Annotated in this window: 17 protein-coding genes; 9 read left to right on the top strand and 8 right to left on the bottom strand. The window is 63.7% G+C overall.

The features are described from left to right. Positions 1-61 precede the first annotated feature (61 nt). From ACKODO_RS04045 to ACKODO_RS04030, 4 genes are read right to left on the bottom strand one after another with little or no spacing between them, the layout of a single operon-like run. A complete protein-coding gene (locus ACKODO_RS04045) occupies positions 62-562 on the bottom strand; it encodes a hypothetical protein (protein ID WP_408982168.1) in 501 nt (166 codons plus the stop codon). 2 nt (positions 563-564) lie between these two features. Further along, a complete protein-coding gene (locus ACKODO_RS04040; RefSeq protein WP_408982167.1) occupies positions 565-843 on the bottom strand; it encodes a hypothetical protein in 279 nt (92 codons plus the stop codon). Next, complete coding sequence (locus ACKODO_RS04035) at positions 840-1,007, bottom strand: hypothetical protein (RefSeq protein ID WP_408982166.1); 168 nt, start codon at positions 1,005-1,007, stop codon at positions 840-842. Before ACKODO_RS04035 ends, ACKODO_RS04040 begins: the two co-directional genes overlap by 4 nt. After that, positions 1,004-1,906, bottom strand: a complete 903-nt coding sequence (locus tag ACKODO_RS04030) for an AAA family ATPase (protein WP_408982165.1) — start codon at positions 1,904-1,906, stop codon at positions 1,004-1,006. Before ACKODO_RS04030 ends, ACKODO_RS04035 begins: the two co-directional genes overlap by 4 nt. Before the next feature lie 117 nt (positions 1,907-2,023). On the opposite strand from ACKODO_RS04030, the gene ACKODO_RS04025 reads away from it, so the two are divergent. Continuing rightward, positions 2,024-2,389 (top strand): SnoaL-like domain-containing protein, encoded by a 366-nt coding sequence (locus ACKODO_RS04025; protein ID WP_408982164.1) that lies wholly within the window; start codon positions 2,024-2,026, stop codon positions 2,387-2,389. Positions 2,390-2,432: 43 nt separating this feature from the next. Here the strand turns inward: ACKODO_RS04025 and ACKODO_RS04020 are convergent, their stop codons facing one another. The 3 genes from ACKODO_RS04020 to ACKODO_RS04010 form a co-directional block, all read right to left on the bottom strand. After that, the gene (locus tag ACKODO_RS04020) at positions 2,433-3,239 is read right to left on the bottom strand and encodes an FAD binding domain-containing protein (RefSeq protein ID WP_408982163.1); all 807 of its coding nucleotides are present in this window, start codon (positions 3,237-3,239) and stop codon (positions 2,433-2,435) included. 22 nt (positions 3,240-3,261) lie between these two features. Next, the gene (locus ACKODO_RS04015; RefSeq protein ID WP_408982162.1) at positions 3,262-5,625 is read right to left on the bottom strand and encodes a xanthine dehydrogenase family protein molybdopterin-binding subunit; all 2,364 of its coding nucleotides are present in this window, start codon (positions 5,623-5,625) and stop codon (positions 3,262-3,264) included. Positions 5,626-5,736: 111 nt separating this feature from the next. After that, positions 5,737-6,225: a (2Fe-2S)-binding protein gene (locus tag ACKODO_RS04010; RefSeq protein WP_408982161.1), complete on the bottom strand. Its 489-nt coding sequence runs from the start codon at positions 6,223-6,225 to the stop codon at positions 5,737-5,739. 208 nt (positions 6,226-6,433) lie between these two features. On the opposite strand from ACKODO_RS04010, the gene ACKODO_RS04005 reads away from it, so the two are divergent. Then, positions 6,434-7,228: an alpha/beta fold hydrolase gene (locus ACKODO_RS04005; RefSeq protein ID WP_408982160.1), complete on the top strand. Its 795-nt coding sequence runs from the start codon at positions 6,434-6,436 to the stop codon at positions 7,226-7,228. 224 nt (positions 7,229-7,452) lie between these two features. Here the strand turns inward: ACKODO_RS04005 and ACKODO_RS04000 are convergent, their stop codons facing one another. Next, positions 7,453-7,917 carry a flavin reductase family protein gene (locus ACKODO_RS04000; protein WP_408982159.1) on the bottom strand — a complete coding sequence of 155 codons (465 nt, stop codon included), beginning with the start codon at positions 7,915-7,917 and terminating at the stop codon, positions 7,453-7,455. A gap of 339 nt (positions 7,918-8,256) precedes the next feature. On the opposite strand from ACKODO_RS04000, the gene ACKODO_RS03995 reads away from it, so the two are divergent. The 7 genes from ACKODO_RS03995 (at position 8,257) to ACKODO_RS03965 (ending at position 15,319) form a co-directional block, all read left to right on the top strand. Further along, complete coding sequence (locus tag ACKODO_RS03995) at positions 8,257-9,510, top strand: aconitase X (protein WP_408982158.1); 1,254 nt, start codon at positions 8,257-8,259, stop codon at positions 9,508-9,510. Next, entirely contained in the window at positions 9,507-9,920 is a 414-nt protein-coding gene (locus ACKODO_RS03990) for an aconitase X swivel domain-containing protein (RefSeq protein WP_408982157.1), read from the top strand. The genes ACKODO_RS03995 and ACKODO_RS03990 overlap by 4 nt, the downstream gene beginning before the upstream one ends. A 22-nt stretch (positions 9,921-9,942) precedes the next feature. After that, positions 9,943-10,959 carry a 4-hydroxyproline epimerase gene (locus ACKODO_RS03985; protein ID WP_408982156.1) on the top strand — a complete coding sequence of 339 codons (1,017 nt, stop codon included), beginning with the start codon at positions 9,943-9,945 and terminating at the stop codon, positions 10,957-10,959. A 262-nt stretch (positions 10,960-11,221) separates the two neighbouring features. Then, complete coding sequence (locus ACKODO_RS03980) at positions 11,222-12,145, top strand: branched-chain amino acid ABC transporter permease (RefSeq protein ID WP_408982155.1); 924 nt, start codon at positions 11,222-11,224, stop codon at positions 12,143-12,145. Between the two features lies 1 nt (position 12,146). After that, positions 12,147-13,574, top strand: coding sequence for a high-affinity branched-chain amino acid ABC transporter permease LivM (gene livM, locus ACKODO_RS03975; RefSeq protein WP_408982154.1), 1,428 nt, complete (start codon positions 12,147-12,149; stop codon positions 13,572-13,574). 78 nt (positions 13,575-13,652) lie between these two features. Further along, entirely contained in the window at positions 13,653-14,564 is a 912-nt protein-coding gene (locus tag ACKODO_RS03970; RefSeq protein WP_408982153.1) for an ABC transporter ATP-binding protein, read from the top strand. Then, positions 14,561-15,319, top strand: coding sequence for an ABC transporter ATP-binding protein (locus ACKODO_RS03965; RefSeq protein WP_408982152.1), 759 nt, complete (start codon positions 14,561-14,563; stop codon positions 15,317-15,319). The genes ACKODO_RS03970 and ACKODO_RS03965 overlap by 4 nt, the downstream gene beginning before the upstream one ends. The last annotated feature ends 249 nt before the right edge of the window (positions 15,320-15,568 follow it).

The raw sequence follows: 15,568 nt of genomic DNA, 5'->3' as shown, positions 1-15,568 counted from the left end.
CGCGCGCAATGTTCTGGCAAAAAACACAATGTTTTTTGCAAGGTTCCCGCCGATCGCGGTTTCAGGCGCGGGCGCCACGACGCACCTCGACCGCGTAACCGCGCGGGCTCTTCAGCGAGACGATGGAATCGCCCGGGCCAATCTCGCCGAGATCCTCCTCGCGATCCGGCAGGATGGCGGTCGCCTTGCCGCCGGTGAACACGATCACCTGATCACCCTGCCGGAGCGCGGCCTCGGCCCAGCGGCGCAGGTTGCGCAAGTAAGGCTCCTGCCGCCAGTTGCCGGGAAAGCCGGGATCGACCGTCACCGCGAGGGAATTCGTGCCAGGATAGATGGAAAGCACGAATTTCGAGATTTCCGGCTTCCATTCCGGCCCGAGATCGGGGTTTTCGAGCCATTGGCAATCGAAGGCGCGGCATAGCTGAGGCCGCGTCTCGTGGATGCCGCAGCCCCTTCCCTGCACCACATGCGGGCACCACTTCCCCGCCGGCTTTTCGAGCGGCGGCACGGGAAACAGCTTGCAGCAGAGCGTGCAGGTTCCACAGGAGCGATCCAACTGCATATTTAACCACCTGAAGCGTTCTTTATAATTCCACCAATTAATTGGCCAAAAAAGTTAGCCAACTGTCCTTTTGCTACGTCTTTTGTTGCATCTCTTCCAATATCTTTTGCAGCATCGATCATCGCATCGCCGAGATTTTTTCCATCAAGAGATTCAATATTAATTGATAAAATTTCCATACATTTTTTTGTAATTGTTATCCTTGTAATCTCCCCTGAACTATAATGCATTTCATGGTAAAAAATATATCCCTCCCTATATAACCATTCAATCAGGTTCAAAACTGCAGAATATTCGCTTTTTTGTTTTCAATGGAAACGCCTGTTTCAGAAATTATCTCATGATATTCAATATTTTTACTAAGTGGCCACGACTCTGCCAAGCTTGCCAACAACCAACCGGCCCAAATATTACCAGCCTTTCTGTTTGAAAGTCTTTCGGTCATTTCACGGCCTTGATCTCATCGAGGATCTGCTTGGCGAGCCCCGTCTGCATGCGCAGGATATCGTCCTGCACTTTCAGCAGCGCGCCGAGCGTATCGGAAACGATTTCGGGATCGAGTGCGACGGCATCAAGCTCCACCAGAGCGGTCGCCCAGTCGAGCGTCTCGGCGACGCCGGGCGCCTTGAAAAGCTCCTCCCGCCGGATCGCCTGCACGAAGGCGATGATCTGCTTCGAGAGCCGCGCCGGCACGCCCGGCACCTTCGCCGCGAGGATGGCGAGTTCGCGGCTGGCATCGGGGTAATCGACCCAATGGTAGAGGCAGCGACGCTTGAGCGCATCATGCACCTCGCGCGTGCGGTTGGAGGTGAGGATGACGATGGGCGGCTTTTCCGCCTTCACCGTGCCGATCTCGGGGATGGTCGCCTGAAAATCCGAGAGGATTTCCAGGAGAAAAGCCTCGAAGGCGGCATCCGTGCGGTCGAGTTCGTCGATCAGCAGCACGGGCGGCCCCGCGGGATCGGGCTCCAAAGCCTGCAGCAGCGGGCGGCGCAGCAGGAAGCGGTTCGAGAATACATCCGCCGCGAGGCGATCGCGATCCGTCTCGCCAGCCGCTTCGCCGAGGCGGATCGCCATCATCTGCCCGGCATAGTTCCATTCATACAGCGCGGAAGCCGCATCGAGCCCCTCGTAGCATTGCAGGCGGATGAGCTTGCGGCCGAGCCCCGCCGAGAGCACCTTCGCGATCTCGGTCTTGCCCACGCCGGCCTCGCCCTCAAGGAAGAGCGGACGGCCCATGCGCAGCGCAAGGAAAATCACCGTCGCGAGCGCCGTGTCGCCCACGTAGTTCTGCCTTGCGAGCAGGGCTTTCGTCTCGGCGATGGAGGCGGGAAGAGCGATCATCAAAATGCTTTCGGCAGGAAGGGATACTGACACATCATGTCAGCATGGAAACGGTAGGGCGACAGGGCTGTTCGTTTGACCAGCACAGTTTCACGCCATCTGACCAGGACACCCACGATGAACACGAAAGAAACCGCCGAAGCCTTCACCGCTCTTCTCAAGGCCGGCGACCATGAAGGCGCCGCCCGGAAGTTCAATGCCGAGAACATCGTCAGCCTTGAGGCGAAGGAAAGCCCCATGGCCGTCTGCAAGGGCGCAGCAGAAGTCCAGGCCAAGGGAGAATGGTTTTACGCCAATCATGAGATGCACGAGGTCACCACCGAAGGCCCGTTCGTCAACGGCAACCAGTTCCTCGTGGAATTCGACATGGATTTCACGATCAAGGCAACCGGTCAGCGCCTGCAGAGCAAGGAATGGGCGCTCTACAGCGTGCGCGACGGCAAGATCAGCGAAGAGCGGTTCTTCTACCCTTTGATGGGCTGAGGCGGCAGGGCGCGGTTCAGGCCGCGCCCTCCCCATTTCTGTTTCACTTCGCGTTGGCGGCATCCACCGCGCGCTTCGCCATCACCCCGATCAGGTGGCTGCGATATTCCGCCGAAGCGTGGATATCGGAGTTGAGGTCCTTCGCCGCCGGCGTCTTCACGCCATCGAGGGCCCTGGAGTTGAAGCGCGCCTTCAGCGCCGCCTCCGCCGCTTCCCAGCGGAACACGCCATCCGAGCCGGCACCCGTGACCGCGACGCGGACCACACCACCCTTCTTGCCCACCGCGACACCGACCATCGCATAGAGCGAGGCCGGGTTTCGGAACTTCGCGTAAGCGAATTTCCCGCCTGTCGGCACGATGACCTTCGTGATGATCTCGCCCTCGTCGAGTGCGGTCGAGAACATGCCGGTGAAGAACGCGTCAGCGGCCATCCGCCGCTTGTTGGTCACGATGGTGGCCCCGAGAGCGAGCATCGCGGCGGGATAATCCGCCGCAGGATCGTTGTTGGCGATCGAGCCGCCGATCGTGCCCTTGTGGCGCACATGCGGATCGCCGATGCCGCCCGCGAGGGCCGCAAGGCCCGGCAGGCGGGCCTGCACGAGCGCCGAGCCCGCGACTTCCGCATGCGAGGTCGTGGCGCCGATCACCAGCGTGCGGCCCTTCTCAGTGATGCCCGAGAGTTCGGGAATCCCCGTGAGATCAATGAGCGCCGAAGGGCTGGCGAGGCGCTGCTTCAGCGTGGGGATGAGCGTGTGCCCCCCCGCGAGAAGCTTCGCATCGCCGTTCTTCGCGATGAGGTTCGCGGCCTGCCGCAGGCTGGTGGGACGGTGAAAATCGAAAGCGTACATGGTCCTGATTCCTTTTCGCCCGTTATTCCGCTGCCTTGGCGAGGGTCGCCTGCGCCGCCTTCCAAACCGCCTGAGGCGTGGCCGGCATCGCGATGTTCTCGTGCCCCAGAGCATCGGTGATGGCGTTCATCACCGCCGCCGGGGCCGCGATCGCTCCGGCCTCGCCGCAACCCTTGATGCCCAGCGGGTTCGAGGGGCAGGGCGTCAGCGTCGTGCCGATCGCGAAGCTCGGCAGATCCGCCGCGCGCGGCATGGCATAATCCATGTAGCTCGCGGTGAGGAGCTGGCCGTTCTGATCGTAGATCGCGCCTTCGAGCAAAGCCTGGCCCACGCCCTGCGCGATGCCGCCATGCACCTGGCCCTCGACAATCATCGGATTGATGATGTTGCCGAAATCGTCGACGGCAGTCCATTTCTCGATCGAAGTCACGCCGGTCTGCGGGTCGATCTCGACCTCGCAGATATGCACGCCAGAGGGGAAGGTGAAGTTGGTGGGATCGTAGAACGCCCCCTCCTTCAGCCCCGGCTCCAGCTGCTGGCCCGTGAACTTGTGGGCGATGTAGGCCTGAAGCGCCACGGAGCCGAAATCGATCGATTTATCCGTGCCCTTCACCGAGAACTTGCCATCCTTGAACTCGATATCGGCCTCGCTGGCCTCGAGCACGAAGGATGCGACCTTCTTCGCCTTGGCCTCGATCTTGTCGAGCGCCCTGGCGATCGCGCTCATGCCCACCGCGCCGGAGCGGGAGCCATAGGTGCCCATGCCCATCTGCACCTTGTCGGTGTCGCCATGGACGATGGACACGTTGTCGATCGGAATGCCCAGACGATCCGAGACAAGCTGCGCAAAGGTGGTCTCGTGGCCCTGCCCGTGGCTGTGCGATCCAGTGAGGATTTCCACGGTGCCGATCGGGTTCACGCGGACTTCCGCCGATTCCCACAGGCCGACGCCCGCGCCGAGCGAGCCTACCGCCGCTGAAGGCGCGATGCCGCAGGCCTCGATATAGGCGGAATAGCCGATGCCGCGCAGCATGCCCCGCTTCGCGCTGTCGCGCTTGCGCTTCGCAAAGCCCTTGACGTCATGCATCGCCAGGGCCTTGGCGAGCGAAGCGTTATAATCGCCCGCATCATAGCACATGATGACCGGGGTCTGGTGCGGGAACTTCCGGATGAAGTTCTTGCGGCGGAAATTCGCCGGGTCCTCCCCCAGTTCGCGCGCCGCAACTTCCACCATGCGCTCGATGACGAAGGTCGCCTCCGGCCGACCGGCGCCGCGATAGGCATCGACCGGCGCGGTGTTGGTGTAGACAGCCTCGACCTCCGCATAGATCGCCGGGATATCATACTGGCCGGAAAGCAGCGGGGCGTAAAGATAAGTCGGCACCGAGGAGGCAAAGGTCGAAAGATAAGCGCCGAGATTGGCGCGGGTCTTCACGCGCAGGCCGAGGATCTTGCCATCCTCGCCGATGGCCATCTCGGCATGGGTGAGATGGTCGCGGCCATGGGCCACGCAGAGGAACTCCTCCGTGCGGTCCGCCACCCATTTCACCGGGCGGCCCACCTTCTTCGCGGCCCAGACGCAGACGGTCTCCTCCGCGTAGATGAAGATCTTCGAACCGAAGCCGCCGCCGACATCCGGCGCGATGACGCGGAGCTTGTGCTCCGGCGCGATGCCGATGAAAGCCGAGAGCACGAGGCGGGCCACATGGGGGTTCTGCGAGGTGGTGTAGAGCGTGAAGGCCTCGTTGCCGGGATCGTAATCGCCAATCGCCGCGCGAGGCTCCATGGCGTTCGGCACGAGGCGGTTATTCGCAAGGTCAAGCCGGGTGACGTGCTTGGCCTTCTTGAAAGCCGCATCCACCGCCGCCTTGTCGCCGAGATGCCAGTCGAAGACCTGGTTGTCCGGCGCGACATCATGGATCGCCGGCTGGCCCTTCTTCGTGGCGCTCGCAAGATCGACGACCGGGGCGAGCTTCTCGTAATCGACCTGGATCGCTTCCGCCGCATCTCTGGCCTGTTCGAGGGTTTCGGCGACGACCACGGCCACATGGTCGCCCACATAGCGCACCTTGCCCTGTGCCAGGGCCGGATGCGCGCCCGCCTTCATCGGCGAACCATCCTTGTTGTGGATCATCCAGCCGCAGATCAGGCCGCCGATCTTGTCCTTCGCGATGTCATCGCCGGTGAGGATCGCCAGCACGCCGGGCATGGAAGCGGCCTTCTTCGTGTCGATCTTCCTGATATTCGCATGGGCATGCGGCGACCGCAGGAAATAGGCATGGGCCTGCCCCGGACGGTTGATATCGTCCGTGTAGTTGCCCTTGCCGGTGATGAATCGGAAATCTTCCTTGCGCGGAACGCGTGCGCCAATTCCAGTGGCAGACATGATGCTCCTCCCGAGCTCGCCGCCTTCGGCCGGGCCTGGCCCGGTTTCGCGGCTTGATGTATCAAACCCGTCATATCCGGCCGGGCCGCGCCCGACCCCGAGATGTCAGCCTTATTCGGCGGCGACCTTCATGCCGCCCATGGCGGCGGCGCCGGCCTGAATGGCCTTCACGATATTGTGGTAGCCCGTGCAGCGGCAGATATTGCCTTCGAGCTCATGGCGGATGGTCTCTTCCGAAAGGTTCGGGCCGAGGCGGTTCACCATGTCGATCGCGGCCATGATCATGCCGGGGGTGCAGAAGCCGCATTGCAGGCCATGATGCTCGCGGAAGGCCGCCTGCATCGGGTGGAGGTCCGCACCGCTCGCAAGGCCCTCGATGGTCACGACATCCGCGCCGTCGCAGGACAAGGCCAGCAACGTGCAGGACTTCATGGCCTTGCCGTTCACATGCACCACGCAGGCGCCGCACTGGCTGGTATCGCAGCCGACATGCGTGCCCGTGAGACGCTGATGGTCGCGCAGGAACGCCACGAGCAACGTGCGGGCATCCACCTCCCCGCTCACCGCCCTGCCGTTCACATTCATACTGACTCTGGGCATGACCTCTCCTCTTTCCGCCGATGGGACAAAACTGTTGCAGTTTTGGACCTTTCCTCCGGGCTGCTTCGCTGTTGGCGCGCAAATTCCATCCCGATTTTGATCATGTGAACTTATTCCAACTCCATGGTCAAGCCGCATCCGGCGCTTGCCAACGAAAGTTGATTGCCGGAAAAATGCGGCCCATTGCCGCCAACCGGGTTGAAGCGCCATGCCATCCGAAACGATCCGTCTCGCTTTCGACGACATCATCTTCCGCGTGACCTGCGAGGGGCCGAAAGGGGCCGATCCGATCCTGTTCTCGAATTCGCTCGGCGCGGCGCTGGAGATGTGGGACGCGCAGGCCGCCCTCTTCGCCAGGACGCACCGGGTGATCCGGTATGATGTGCGCGGCCATGGCGAGACCGGCGCGACGCCCGGCCCCTATTCGCTGGCGCAACTCGCGCAGGATGCCCTGCGCATTCTGGATGCGCTGCATATCCACAAGGCCCATTGGGTCGGCTGTTCCATGGGCGGCATGGTGGGCCAGTGGCTGCTGACGCACCATCGCGAGCGCATCGGCAAGGCCGTGCTTGGCAATACCGCCGCCTGGATGGGCCCGCCCGCGACCGACTGGAACGCGCGCATCCGTATGGCGCATTCGAAGGGCATGGACCCCATCGCCGAAGCGATGAAGCTCCGCTGGTTCACGAAAAGCTTCAACGAGGCGAACCCGGCGGAAGTGACCCGCGTGACCGACATGGTGCGCAAGGCCTCCCCCTCGGGCTATGCCGGCTGCGCGGCGGCGATCCGCGACATGGACCAGCGCGAGAGCATCAGGGGCATCACCAACGAGGTGCTCGTGCTGATCGGCGGCGAGGACCCCGCCACGACGCCCGCGATGGGCGACCTCATGGCGCGGAACATTCCGGGCGCGAAGAAGGTTGTAATTCCTGCAGCGCATATCTCGAATTGCGAAATTCCCGACGCGTATAACGCGGCCGTGGCTGAATTCCTCGGGTGCTGACCGGCTTTCCCGCCCCGGCTCGGCGGAGGGTTTCCCATGGCTCGCCATCCCGGCCCTGTCCTTCCGGATCGGGACACGAGCCTTGACCTGCCGTGACAAGACCCTTCGGCACCCGCGGCGGCTCTTCCGAATATCCCCCGCGCCTTCGCTTCCGGCGAGGCGCATCGTTTCCGCGGGGGATTTCCGCGAAATCACGCCTTCGGCGAGGTGGCGGCAACCGTCCGTCAGGTGTGCTCCGTATCATGCAGCACGCGATAACCGCGGCGGTGATAGACCAGCGGCTCGGCATCTGCTCCCGCCTCCGCCGCGAGCACCTCCCCCACCACCACGAAATGGCTGCCGACCTGCCGCAGGTCCTGCACCTTGAGGGCGAAGCGCGCGAGAGCCCCGACCAGCAGCGGCGCGCCGCCCGGCCCCTGCCGCCATTCGCCATGGGCGAAACGTTCATCCATCGAGAGGCCGGAGCGGGAAAAATGCCGCGCCACAGCGACATGGCCGGCCGCGAGCGTGTTGACCGAGAAGGCCCCGTTCGCCTCAAGGATGCCCGCCGTGCGGCTCGCGGCATTCAAGCAGACGATCAGGCTCGGCGGACTGTCGGACACCGAGGTCACCGCCGTCGCCGTCAAGCCCGCGCGACCCGCCGGACCATCGGTCGCCACGACATGCACCGCGCCGGCGACGCGGCTCATCGCCTCCCGAAACGCTTCAGGACCACGCCCGGCAACGGGCGGATCGGGATGAGGATGGGGATGGGAATTCACGCAGATATCGCTTTCTCGATGAGCCCCCTCATGTGAACCTTTCTCCGGAAACTGCAAGGGCCTTGCAGCGGTAAGGCGCTTGCCAGCCCGCCGGGAATTCGCGCAATCCGGCACGTGCTACAAGCAGGGGGAGCTATCGTGCCGCGTGAAGCGACTTCCCAGATCCTGCCTATGATCCCTTGCCCATGATCCCTTGCCCATGATCCCTTGCACGCGATGAATTGCACGCGATGAATTGCACGAGACAAGAACCAGAACCGGCAGACGATGACCCTGACCCTCACTTCGGAAGAACGCACCATTCTTGCTGGCCAATCCGGCGAGGCGCAGGCGCTGGCCCTCGGCATCGTGGCGGAAACCGCCCGACTCATGGGGGCCGAAAGGCTCATTCCGGTCGCCTCCGCCCATATCGATGGCGCGCTCTACCACGGCGATTCCGGCACGCTCTTCGCAGAGAGGCTCGTGGAACTGGGGGCGAAGGTCGCCGTTCCCGCCACGCTCAATGTGGGAGGGCTTGACCTCGCCTGCGGGGCGAAGACCCGGCTGCCTCCACACCAGCATGACATGGCGCATCGGCTGATGATGGCCTATGAGGCCATGGGTTGCGAAGCTTCCTGGACCTGCGCGCCCTATCAGGCGGGGCATCGGCCGGCCCTGGGGAGTGATGTCGCCTGGGGGGAATCGAACGCGGTGGCTTTCTGCAATTCCGTGCTCGGCGCACGCACCAACCGCTACGGCGATTTCCTCGACATCGCCTGCGCCATTTCCGGGTGCGCGCCCTTCTACGGGCTGCACAAGCCGGAGAACCGCCGCGCGATCTTCGTGCTCGATTGCTCCGGCCTCAGCGCCGCTTTGCGCGGTTCCGACGTGCTCTGGCCGGTGATCGGCACGCTTTACGGGCAAGAGGCGGGGACGGCCGTGGGTGTCGTGACCGGCCTTGCCGGCTTTGCCACCGAGGATCGCCTGAAGGCGTTCGGCGCGGCCGCGGCCTCCGCCGGCGCGGTGGGGCTCTTCCACATTCTCGGCGTGACGCCGGAAGCGCCGGACATGGAAACCGTGACCGGCGGCGCGCAGGGCCTGCCCGTGATCCCTGTCACGCCCGAACGGCTCGCGAAGGCACGCGGCGGACTTTCCACCACGCGATCCAGCGCGATCGATGCCGTGGCGATCGGCTCGCCGCATTGCTCGGCGGAGGAGTTGCGCGAGGTAATCCAGCGGCTATCCGGGCGCAAGGTCGCGCGGCCCTTCTATGCCTGCACGGGGCGGCATGCTCTGCTTGGCCTCGCCCGGCCCGAGCGCCAGGCGCTGATCGATGCCGGAGTGACGCTGGTGGCCGATACCTGCATCGTGGTGACCCCCATGCTCGCCGAGATCGCGGGCGTGCTCGCCACCAATTCCGGGAAATTCGCGCATTACGCGCCCGGAAACACGGGCTATGCGGTGCGCTATGCGAGCCTCGCGGAATGTGTCGAAGCGGCCGTTTCCGGCCATCTGGCCAACGAGACGGGGGCCTGGTCATGATGCGCGCCGAACCGCTCTTTCCCGATCACAAGGGCACGGTCGAGGGCCCCGTGCTGGCGCTGACGGCTCCCCTCTCCTTCTGGGGCGGGGTTGACCCGTCGACGGGGCGCATCATCCAGGTTCGGCATCCGCAATGCGGGCAGAGCATCGCAGGAACGGTGCTGGCGCTGCCTGGCACGATCGGCTCATCCTCCTCCTCCGCCGTGCTGCTGGAACTGATCCGCCTCGACATTGCGCCCGCCGCGTTGTTGCTCGCCGCGCCGGATGCGATCCTGCTCATCGGCTGCGTGGTCGGGCGCGAGATGGGCTGGAAGCCGCCGCCCGCCTTCCGCCTCGACGAGGCCCGGCAGGCGCAGTTGCCCGCCGGGCGGGTCACCGTTCTCGCGGATGGCGAGATCCGGTTTCCATAAGAGAACACGAACGGACAAGACGATGGCAAGGCATACCTTTTTCTGCGTGGATGGCCATACCTGCGGCAATCCCGTGCGCATGGTCGTGGGCGGAGGCCCGGTGCTGAACGGCGCGACCATGAGCGACAGGCGCGACGATTTCCTCGCCCGCCACGACTGGATCCGCACCGCCCTGATGTTCGAGCCACGCGGGCATGACATGATGTCCGGCTCGATCCTCTACCCCGCGACGCGGCCGGATTGCGACATCGCGATCCTCTTCATCGAGACCTCGGGCTGCCTGCCGATGTGCGGGCACGGCACCATCGGCACCGTGACCTTCGCGCTGGAACAGGGCCAGGTGAAGCCGAAAACCCCGGGCATCCTGCGGCTTGATACGCCGGCTGGCGTTGTCGAGGCGCATTACACCGAGGAAGGCGGGCGCGTGACGAGCGTGAAGCTCATCAACATCCCCTCCTTCCTCTACAAGTCCGATGTGGAACTGGATGTGGCGGGTTTCGGCAAGCTGGTGGTCGATCTCTCCTATGGCGGGAATTTCTACGCCATCGTCGATTCCCAGCCCGCCTTCCGCGACATGGCCGACCTCAACCCCTCGGATATCCTGCGGCTGAGCCCGCGGGTGCGCGAAGCCGTGAACCGCACCATCGAATGCGTGCACCCGGAAAATCCCGCCATCCGCGGCTGCCGGCATGTGCTCTGGACCGGGGCGCCGACCGTGCCGGGGGCAACCGCGCGCAATGCGGTGTTCTACGGCGACAAGGCCATCGACCGCAGCCCCTGCGGCACCGGCACCTCCGCGCGCCTGGCGCAATGGGCGGCGAAGGGGCGCATCCAGCCCGGCGAGACCTTCGTACATGAGAGCATCATCGGCTCGCTGTTCAAGGCGCGGGTCGAGGGCGAGACGACGGTTGGCGGCTTTCCGGCCATCATTCCCTCCATCGAGGGCTGGGCGGTGATGACCGGATTGAACACGATCTTCGTCGATGACCACGATCCCTTCCGCCATGGTTTTGTCCTGGCGGATCGCCAGCAAGACTGAGCGCCCACTCCCCGGTTTGTGAAACTCGCCGCCAAAGTGGCAATCTTTGGCGGAATCCTCTGCCGCAAAGCCCGTTTGCGGGATTGATGCCATGCCCGGCTTGCTCCACTTCTTGGGTGGCTCGGATTGCAGCGGATATCATCCACTGGTAGCGTCGAGTTCTCTGCCGGTCTCGGGAGCGGCCGGCAGGGTTGGCACGAAATCCGCTTGACGGGTCTCCGCACCAAAGACGGGGCGTGCATCCGGGAGAGGCGTGAGGGGAATGGAAGTCTTTCTGCAGCAAGTCATCAACGGGCTGTCGCTGGGTGCGGTCTATGGCCTCATCGCCATCGGATATACGATGGTTTTCGGCATCATCGGCATGGTCAACTTCTCCCACGGTGATGTGTTCATGATCTCCGCCTTCGTGGCGCTGATTGTCTTCATGGCCGTGACCACCGTTCTGGGGCTGGCCGGCGGCATGGTATTCTTGGCGCTCGTGCTCGCCCTGCTGGTTTCGATGGCGGTCACAGCCCTTTATGGCTGGACCATCGAGCGGGTCGCCTACCGCAAGCTGCGCGGTTCCTTCCGCCTTGCGCCGCTGATCTCGGCGATCGGCATGTCGATCCTGCTGATGAATTTCGTGCAGGTTGCTCAGGGACCGCGCAACAAGCCCATCCCGCCGGTGATGCGTGATTCCATCGTCCTGATGCAGAAGGACGGGTTTGCGGTGGCGATCTCCTACAAGCAGATACTGATCATGGTGACCACGGTCGTGCTGCTCTCGGTCTTCTGGTATATTGTCCAGAAGACGCCGCTGGGCCGCGCCCAGCGCGCCTGCGAGCAGGACCAGAAGATGGCCGAACTGCTCGGCATCAATGTCAACCGCACCATCTCGATCACTTTCGTGATGGGGGCGGCTTTGGCGGCGGTCGCGGGCACGCTTTTCCTCAACTATTACGGCGTTGTGGTGTTCTCCGACGGTTTCGTGCCGGGCGTGAAGGCCTTCACGGCAGCGGTCCTCGGCGGCATCGGCTCCTTGCCTGGCGCGGTGCTCGGCGGCCTCTTGATCGGCCTGATCGAGACGCTGTGGTCAGCCTATTTCTCGATCGACTACAAGGATGTGGCGGCCTTCTCGATCCTCGCGATCGTGCTGATCTTCATGCCGCAGGGCCTGCTCGGCAAGCCGGAAGTCGAGAAGGTGTAAGATGTCGAACGCGTATTCTCCTCCCGGCTCTGTACCGAAGATCGATTACGGCCAGATCCTGCGCGACGCGGTTCTCGCGAGCCTTGTCGCCTTCGGGCTCTTCGCCCTGCTGATCGGCGTGAAGACCGACCAATCGCTCAACAACCAGATGGTCCTGGTCTTGCGCCCCGGCATGCTGGCGCTGGTCTGCGCGGCCGTTTTCGTCGGGAGGCTGGCCATCGGGGTCTATCTTGCCCGGCGCGATGCGCTTGGCCCGGCCAAGCCGAAGAAGGCGAAGGGCGATCTCGCCCTGAAGCTCGAGAAGTACGGCCTGCCGGTTTTCGTGGGCTTCCTCTTCGCCTATCCGCTGATGGTGCTGGCGACGGCCGGCCCCTCGGGCGCGATCAAGTGGATCGACAATTTCGGCATCCAGATCCTGATCTACATCATGCTGGGCTGGGGCCTGAACATCGTGGTGGGCCTCGCGGGGCTGCTCGATCTCGGCTACGTCGCCTTCTATGCGGTGGGAGCCTATTCCTACGCCCTCTTCGCAACCAGCGAGCCAGTGAAGGCGTTCATGGCCGACCTGATCGGCCCGACCTTCTGGCCGCTCTGGGCCTTCTGGATCTGCCTGCCGGTCGCCGGCATCCTCGCGGCTTTCTGGGGCGTGCTGCTGGGCTTTCCGGTTCTGCGTCTGCGTGGCGACTACCTTGCCATCGTGACGCTCGCCTTCGGCGAGATCATCCGCCTCGTGCTCATCAACTGGGTGGAATTCTCGGGCGGCTATGCGGGCATCTCCTCCATCCCGCGGCCCAGTTTCTTCGGGATACCCTTCAATGCCTCCGAGAGTGGCTTCGCGGCCCGGTTCGGGCTGGAATTCTCGCCGATCTACCGCACGATCTTCCTGTTTTACGTCATCCTGGTGCTGGCGCTGATCACGGCGGCCGTCTCCTCGCGGCTCCGGAAACTGCCGGTGGGCCGCGCCTGGGAAGCCCTGCGCGAAGACGAGATCGCCTGCCGCTCGCTCGGCATCAACACGGTCAACACCAAGCTGACGGCCTTCGCGATCGGAGCGATGTTCGGCGGCTTCGCGGGCGCCTTCTTCGCGGCACGCCAGGGCTTCATCTCGCCGGAAAGCTTCGTCTTCCACGAGAGCGCGCAGATCCTTGCGATCGTCGTGCTCGGCGGGATGGGCAGCCTTCTCGGTGTCGTGATCGCCGCGATCATGCTCGTGGGCGGCGTGGAACTCCTGCGCGAGCTTGATGCGCTGAAGGTGATCTTCGGGCCCAACTTCGACCCGGCGCAGTATCGCATGCTCGTCTTCGGCTTCTGCATGGTGCTGATGATGCTCTGGAAGCCCCGTGGCTTGATTTCCGTGCGCGAGCCTTCCGTGTTCCTGAAAGAGAAGAAGGCCGTGTCCTCCGATCATGTGAAAGAGGGGCACGGATGATCCCGAACCATCGGTCCGCGAAGGCGAAAAGTGGCTTCCGGTTTTCGGACAAGATCATCCGAAAGGACATGAACTGATATGGCACGCTGGATCCAGGACCCGGTTCTCAAGGTCGAGAACCTGACGATGCGGTTCGGCGGCCTTGTCGCCGTCAACAATCTCTCCTTCTCCGCGGGGCGCGGCGACATCACCGCGCTGATCGGCCCGAACGGCGCCGGCAAGACGACCGTTTTCAACTGCATCACGGGCTTCTACAAACCGACCGTGGGCCGCATCGCGCTCCGGCAAGGGACCATCCCCTTCGAGGGCCATGTGGAGACGCTGACGGACAGTTCCTCCCCCACCTTCGAGGGGCCGGGCGGAGCGCTCTACCTGCTCGAGCGCATGGCGGATTTCGAAATCTCGGCGAAGGCGCGTGTTGCGCGCACCTTCCAGAACATCCGGCTCTTTTCGGGGATGACAGTGCTGGAAAACCTGATGGTCGCGCAGCACAACCCGCTGATGGTCGCCTCGAACTGGACGATCGGTGGCCTTCTCGGGCTGTCGGGCTTCCGCCGCTCGGAAAAGGGTGCGATCGAGAAGGCGAAGTACTGGCTGGAGAAAACCAGGCTCATTGAACGCGCGGAGGATCCCGCCGGCGACCTGCCTTACGGCGACCAGCGCCGGCTCGAGATCGCGCGGGCGATGTGCACGGACCCGGTTCTGCTTTGTCTCGACGAGCCGGCCGCGGGGCTGAACCCGAAGGAAAGCCTCGAGCTGAACGCGCTGCTGCAATCGATCCGTGCGGATCACGGCACGTCGTTGCTGCTCATCGAACACGATATGAGCGTGGTGATGCAGATTTCCGACCACGTGGTGGTTCTCGACTATGGCACCAAGATCGCCGATGGTCCGCCGGCCGATGTGAAGGCCGATCCCAAGGTCATCGCCGCCTATCTCGGCGTGCCCGATGACGAGGTGGAAGCGGTGGAAGCGGAGGTGGGCGCATGACAACGACCAGTCCGGCCGCCGCCGCAGCCCCGGCGGAATCGCTGCTCGCCGTGCGTGGCGTGAAGACCTATTATGGCAACATCATCGCGCTGAAGGGCGTCGACATCGACGTGAAGCAGGGCGAGATCGTCACGCTGATCGGCGCCAACGGCGCCGGCAAGTCGACGCTGATGATGACCATCTTCGGCAAGCCGCAGGCCCGCGAGGGCCAGGTGATCTACGAGGGCCGCGACATCACCCGCATGCCGACGCATGAGATCGCGCGGCTCGGCATTGCGCAATCGCCCGAGGGGCGTCGCATCTTCCCGCGGATGACCGTGCTCGAAAACCTGCAGATGGGCGCGACGGTGAACAACCTGGCCTATTTCGATCAGGATCTGGAGAAGGTCTGCACCATCTTCCCCCGCCTCAGGGAACGGCTTCAGCAGCGTGGCGGCACGCTCTCCGGCGGCGAGCAGCAGATGCTCGCCATTGCCCGCGCGCTGATGGCGCGGCCGAAGCTGCTGCTGCTGGATGAACCCTCGCTGGGCCTCGCCCCGCTGATCGTGCGGCAGATCTTCGAGGTCATCCGGGAAGTGAACCGCACCGACGGGATGACCATCTTCCTCGTCGAGCAGAATGCCTACCACGCGCTCAAACTCGCCCACCGGGCCTATGTGATGGTCAACGGCCTCATCACCATGAGCGGCACGGGCAAGGAGCTGCTCGCCAACCCGCAGGTGAAGGCGGCCTATCTGGAAGGGGGGCATCATTGAGCATGAGCAGCAAAAGTGGTCCCCGGTTTTGCGCCCGCGAATGCGAAGAAGAGAAAAGAGCATGAGCAGCAACAGCTTGTCCCCGGGCTCGATCCGGGGATCCACGCCGATCCTGACCGCCCGCGAATGCGAAAAGGAAACTGAGTGATGGATCTTCAGGGCATTCTCTACGAGGAAGATGGTCATCCCGTCGGTGCGGTTCAGTTCCCGGCTGACCTCGAAGATCTGCCGCTCGATCAGCGGGGCGGG

The organism is Rhabdaerophilum sp. (genome assembly GCF_046092605.1).
Classification (GTDB): domain Bacteria; phylum Pseudomonadota; class Alphaproteobacteria; order Rhizobiales; family Beijerinckiaceae; genus Rhabdaerophilum.
The sequence above is the reverse complement of the archived record's forward strand: the minus strand, read 5'-3'. Positions and strand labels throughout refer to the sequence as shown.

Bases quoted from the DNA above. Each gene is read 5' to 3' on its own strand.
- ACKODO_RS04045 (WP_408982168.1), bottom strand. From the start codon at position 562: ATGCAGTTGGATCGCTCCTGTGGAACCTGCACGCTCTGCTGCAAGCTG.
- ACKODO_RS04035 (WP_408982166.1), bottom strand. From the start codon at position 1,007: ATGACCGAAAGACTTTCAAACAGAAAGGCTGGTAATATTTGGGCCGGT.
- ACKODO_RS04030 (WP_408982165.1), bottom strand. From the start codon at position 1,906: ATGATCGCTCTTCCCGCCTCCATCGCCGAGACGAAAGCCCTGCTCGCA.
- ACKODO_RS04025 (WP_408982164.1), top strand. From the start codon at position 2,024: ATGAACACGAAAGAAACCGCCGAAGCCTTCACCGCTCTTCTCAAGGCC.
- ACKODO_RS04020 (WP_408982163.1), bottom strand. From the start codon at position 3,239: ATGTACGCTTTCGATTTTCACCGTCCCACCAGCCTGCGGCAGGCCGCG.
- ACKODO_RS04015 (WP_408982162.1), bottom strand. From the start codon at position 5,625: ATGTCTGCCACTGGAATTGGCGCACGCGTTCCGCGCAAGGAAGATTTC.
- ACKODO_RS04010 (WP_408982161.1), bottom strand. From the start codon at position 6,225: ATGCCCAGAGTCAGTATGAATGTGAACGGCAGGGCGGTGAGCGGGGAG.
- ACKODO_RS04005 (WP_408982160.1), top strand. From the start codon at position 6,434: ATGCCATCCGAAACGATCCGTCTCGCTTTCGACGACATCATCTTCCGC.
- ACKODO_RS04000 (WP_408982159.1), bottom strand. From the start codon at position 7,917: ATGAGCCGCGTCGCCGGCGCGGTGCATGTCGTGGCGACCGATGGTCCG.
- ACKODO_RS03995 (WP_408982158.1), top strand. From the start codon at position 8,257: ATGACCCTGACCCTCACTTCGGAAGAACGCACCATTCTTGCTGGCCAA.
- ACKODO_RS03990 (WP_408982157.1), top strand. From the start codon at position 9,507: ATGATGCGCGCCGAACCGCTCTTTCCCGATCACAAGGGCACGGTCGAG.
- ACKODO_RS03985 (WP_408982156.1), top strand. From the start codon at position 9,943: ATGGCAAGGCATACCTTTTTCTGCGTGGATGGCCATACCTGCGGCAAT.
- ACKODO_RS03980 (WP_408982155.1), top strand. From the start codon at position 11,222: ATGGAAGTCTTTCTGCAGCAAGTCATCAACGGGCTGTCGCTGGGTGCG.
- livM (WP_408982154.1), top strand. From the start codon at position 12,147: ATGTCGAACGCGTATTCTCCTCCCGGCTCTGTACCGAAGATCGATTAC.
- ACKODO_RS03970 (WP_408982153.1), top strand. From the start codon at position 13,653: ATGGCACGCTGGATCCAGGACCCGGTTCTCAAGGTCGAGAACCTGACG.
- ACKODO_RS03965 (WP_408982152.1), top strand. From the start codon at position 14,561: ATGACAACGACCAGTCCGGCCGCCGCCGCAGCCCCGGCGGAATCGCTG.